At 53.7% G+C, this 4,340-nt stretch carries 4 protein-coding genes; all 4 read left to right on the top strand.

The window, feature by feature from the left end; translation table 11 throughout:
• Nucleotides 1-1,291, top strand: a 1,291-nt coding sequence (locus AACS92_RS22010) for a terminase large subunit (protein ID WP_099111690.1), incomplete at its 5' end; no start/stop codon positions are given.
• Between the two features lie 185 nt (nt 1,292-1,476).
• Nucleotides 1,477-2,709, top strand: coding sequence for a phage portal protein (locus AACS92_RS22005; protein ID WP_099111691.1), 1,233 nt, complete (start codon nt 1,477-1,479; stop codon nt 2,707-2,709).
• Entirely contained in the window at nt 2,687-3,337 is a 651-nt protein-coding gene (locus tag AACS92_RS22000; RefSeq protein ID WP_153044792.1) for an HK97 family phage prohead protease, read from the top strand. The genes AACS92_RS22005 and AACS92_RS22000 overlap by 23 nt, the downstream gene beginning before the upstream one ends.
• 12 nt (nt 3,338-3,349) lie before the next feature.
• Nucleotides 3,350-4,340 (top strand): phage major capsid protein (locus AACS92_RS21995; RefSeq protein WP_099111693.1); only part of this gene is annotated, 991 nt, incomplete at its 3' end.

Genomic DNA, 4,340 nt, shown 5'->3' with positions numbered 1-4,340 from the left:
GACCACGGAGAAACAGGCGTGGGAAGTGTTCCGTCCCGCGAGATTGATGTGCAAGCGCACGCCATTGCTGATGGAGGCATTCGGCATTGAAGTGAATGCCGCCAATATGAATCGTCCGGCAGACGGAGCCCGGTTTGAGCCGCTGATCGGCAATCCCGGGGATGGGCAGTCACCCAATTGTGCGATTGTGGATGAGTACCACGAGCATGATACCGATGATCTCTACACCACTATGCTGACGGGTATGGGCGCACGGCGACAGCCGCTGATGTGGGCGATCACCACGGCAGGTTATAACATTGAAGGCCCGTGTTATGACAAGCGGCGCGAGGTGATCGAGATGCTGTCCGGCAATGTGCCCAATGAAGAGCTGTTCGGGGTGATCTATACCGTGGACGAGGGGGATGACTGGACCTCACCGGACGTATTACGCAAGGCCAACCCGAATATGGGGATCTCGGTCTATGCCGATTTCCTGTTGAGTCAGCAACAACGTGCTCTGAATAACCCGCGTTTAGCCAGCGTATTCAAGACCAAACACCTGAATATCTGGGTATCGGCCCGTGAGGCTTATTTTAATAGTGTGAGCTGGAAACAGTGCGAAGACACCTCACTGACACTGGAGCAATTCGAGGGTCAGCCTTGCTTTCTGGCCTTTGACCTCGCCCGCAAGCTGGACATGAACAGCATGGCGCGGCTTTTTTCGCGTGAAATCGACGGCAAACAGCATTTTTACAGTATTGCGCCACGGTTCTGGGTGCCGTATGACACGGTTTACCGTGTGGAGCAGAACGAAAATCGGCGCAGTGCTGAGCGTTTTCAGAAATGGGTGGAAATGGATCTGCTGACCGTGACGGAAGGTGCCGAAGTGGATTACCGCTACATTCTTGAAGAAGCCAAGCTCGCTTGTCACCTGAATCCGGTGAATGAGGCACCGATTGACCCCTTCGGGGCCACCGGCTTATCTCATGCACTGGCGGATGAAGGTATTAATCCCATCATCATTACCCAGAATTTCACGCATATGAGCGATCCGATGAAAGCGCTGGAAGCGGCTATCCAGTCCGGGCGTTTCCATCATGACGGTCACCCGATTATGTCGTGGTGTATCGGCAATGTGGTCGGGAAAACGATGGGCGGCAACGATGACATTGTGCGCCCGATTAAAGAGCAGAAAGACAGCAAAATTGATGGCGCGGTCGCGCTGATGATGGCGATGGGGCGGGCCATTTTGCACGCAGCCCCCAGTCTCTCCGATCATCTGATCTCCCACGGTGTTCGCTCACTCTGAGATTTTTTTATGAAATTATTAATGATGGCTGCCCCGCTGGTCGGGTTGGCCGGTGGCGCTCTGCTGTCTTACGGCGCATGGCGGCTGTTGCCAGCAACGGGTTTTATAGTCGCAGGCAGCCTGTGCCTCGGCTGGTCGTATGGGGTCTCACGTATGTTGAGCCAGAAACCCGATAAGGAGACCTAATGTTTTTCCCCGGCTTATTTCGCAAATCCGCCGATGCTATGACCGCCCGTGATTTAAGTGAATTGATTGGCCTGTCCTATGATACCTACAGCGGACGGCGGGTCAGTCCACAGTTAGCGATGCAACTCACCGCTGTGTTCAGTTGTGTGCGGGTGCTGGCGGAATCGGTCGGCATGTTGCCCTGTTCGCTGTATGAGCAATTAGAACGGGGTAACCGACGTGCTGTTAAAGAGCGGCTGCATCAACTGTTGTCGGTCAAACCCAATCACTATATGACACCGCAGGAGTTCTGGGAGTTGCTCATTGCCTGCCTGTGCCTGCGCGGTAACTTCTATGCTTACAAAGTGAAGGTGCTCGGGGAAGTGGTGGAGTTACTGCCCCTCGATCCGGGCAGCGTCACGGCAAAACTCAATAAGGACTGGCAGCCGGACTATCAGGTGACTTTCCCGAGCGGTGAAAACCGGACGCTGACACAGGATGAACTCTGGCATGTGCGCATTTTTACACTGGATGGTCTGACCGGGTTAAGCCCGATTACTTACGCCCGGCAAGCGATAGGGCTGGGACTGGCCACCGAAGAACACGGTTCTCGATTGTTTGGCAACGGGGCCGTGACCAGTGGTGTCCTGCAAACGGATCAAGCCTTGAAAGAGGAAGCCTATCAGCGGCTGAAAATGGATTTTGAAGCCCGTCATCAGGGGCTGGTCAACGCCCATAAGCCGATGATCCTGGAGATGGGGCTGAAATGGCATCAAATCAGTTTATCGGCAGAAGATGCACAGTTTCTGGAAACCCGTAAGTTTCAGTTGGAGGAAATCTGCCGCATTTTCCGGGTGCCGTTGCATATGGTGCAGAACACTGATCGCGCTACCTTTAACAACATTGAAAATCTGGGGATCGGGTTTATTAATTACTCGCTGGTGCCGTACCTCACCCGCATTGAACAACGTATTAATGCTGGGCTGGTCAAAACTGCTAAACAGGGGCGGTTCTATGCCAAGTTTAACACGGGAGCTTTACTGCGTGGCGATATGAAATCCCGCTTTGAAGCCTACGCCACCGGTATTAACTGGGGTATTTACGCGCCGAATGAATGCCGGGAGCTGGAAGAACTCAATCCCCGTGAGGGCGGCGATATTTATCTCACACCGATGAACATGACCACGCAACCTGAACCAGCGCCGAAAAAAGAGGAAGAAGATCATGCCGATGATCACCCAACAACGACTTGATATGCCGCTGAAAATCAAATCGGTCAACGATGCCGGCGAATTTGAGGGATACGGCTCTGTGTTCGGCCTCAAAGACAGCGCTGATGATATTGTCTTACCCGGTGCGTTTGCCAATACGCTGAAACAATGGGGTGAAAAAGGCAGTCTGCCTGCGTTGCTCTGGCAGCACCGGATGGATGAACCCATCGGGATTTATACCGACATGAAAGAAGACGAGACCGGGCTGTATCTCAAAGGGCGACTGTTGATCGAAGCTGATCCGCTGGCAAAACGAGCTCATGCCCATATGAAAGCCGGATCACTTTCTGGTTTGTCGATCGGTTACACCCTGAAAGACGGAGAGTATGACCGAACAAAGCAGGCTTTTTTATTGAAAGATCTCGATTTATGGGAAGTCAGTCTGGTGACTTTTCCCGCTAACGAGGATGCGCGGGTGAGCAATGTGAAATCCGCCTTGGCTCGGGGTGATATCCCCAATCCCAGTTGTATTGAACGGGTTCTGCGCGATGTTGGACTCTCCCGCGCTCAGGCTAAGGCCTTTATGGCGGAGGGATACGGCGCGTTGTCTTTGCCTGATGCTGAGACTACCTCGGCATTAACGGCCCTGAAATCATTACATTTTAACTAACCGGAGTGTTTGATGACGATTGAAGTCAAAGATGTACAACAGGTTGCGCAGGAAATTCAGCAGCGTTTCGATGAGTTTAAACTGAAGAACGATCAGCGGATCGAGGCCATTGAGGCTCAGAAAGGGAAGTTGTCCGAGCAGGTGGATACCCTGAACGGCAAACTGTCTGAGCTGGATACCCTGAAAACCGCGCTGGAAGAGGAGTTGGCGGGGCTGAAACGTCCGGCAGGCGGCAGCAACAACAGCAAGGCAGTGAGCGAGCACAAAACCGCGTTTGCTCAGTTTCTCCGCAAGGGCAAGGAAGAGGGGCTGGCCGCGCTGGAACAAAAAGCCATGCAAACCACCGTCGATCCTGAAGGCGGCTATGCCGTGCCGGAGGCGTTGGATCGCACTATCATCAATGCCCTGAAAGACGAAGTGGTGATGCGTGCCGAGTGTCACGTGGTGTCCGTAGGCAGCCCGAACTTCAAGCGGCTGGTGAATCAGGGCGGTACGAACAGTGGCTGGGTGGGCGAAACCGATGAGCGCCCAGAAACTAAAACGCCGAAGCTGATGCCCATCGAACCGACATGGGGCGAAATTTACGGCAATCCTGCCGCGACCCAGACCATGCTGGATGATGCTTTTTTCGATGTGGACGCCTTTATTTCATCTGAACTCACACAAGAGTTTGCTGAGCAGGAGGAGCGTGCGTTTACCCACGGTGACGGCAAAAACAAACCGAAAGGTTTGCTGGCCTACGGCAGTGATGCGCAGGAAGACAAAGATCGCAAATGGGGCACGTTGCAGCATCGGTTGCTGAAAAAGCCGACCGAGGTCACCGCCGACGACATACTGCAGCTGATCTACACGCTGCGTAAACCGTATCGCACCGGCGCAAAGTTCATGATGAACAACAACCTGCTGTTTCAGGTGCGCACCCTGAAAGACAGTCAGGGCAACTACCTGTGGCAGCCGGGCCTGCAACTGGGGCAACCTTCCGCCTTGCTCGGCTACGGTATTG

Origin of the sequence: Xenorhabdus sp. KJ12.1 (assembly GCF_963876495.1) — a bacterium.
Lineage (GTDB): Bacteria > Pseudomonadota > Gammaproteobacteria > Enterobacterales > Enterobacteriaceae > Xenorhabdus > Xenorhabdus stockiae.
This window is presented reverse-complemented; position numbering and strand designations above follow the sequence as displayed.

Excerpts from the sequence above, each read along its gene's own strand:
- AACS92_RS22005 (WP_099111691.1), top strand. The coding sequence starts at position 1,477 with ATGTTTTTCCCCGGCTTATTTCGCAAATCCGCCGATGCTATGACCGCC.
- AACS92_RS22000 (WP_153044792.1), top strand. The coding sequence starts at position 2,687 with ATGATCACCCAACAACGACTTGATATGCCGCTGAAAATCAAATCGGTC.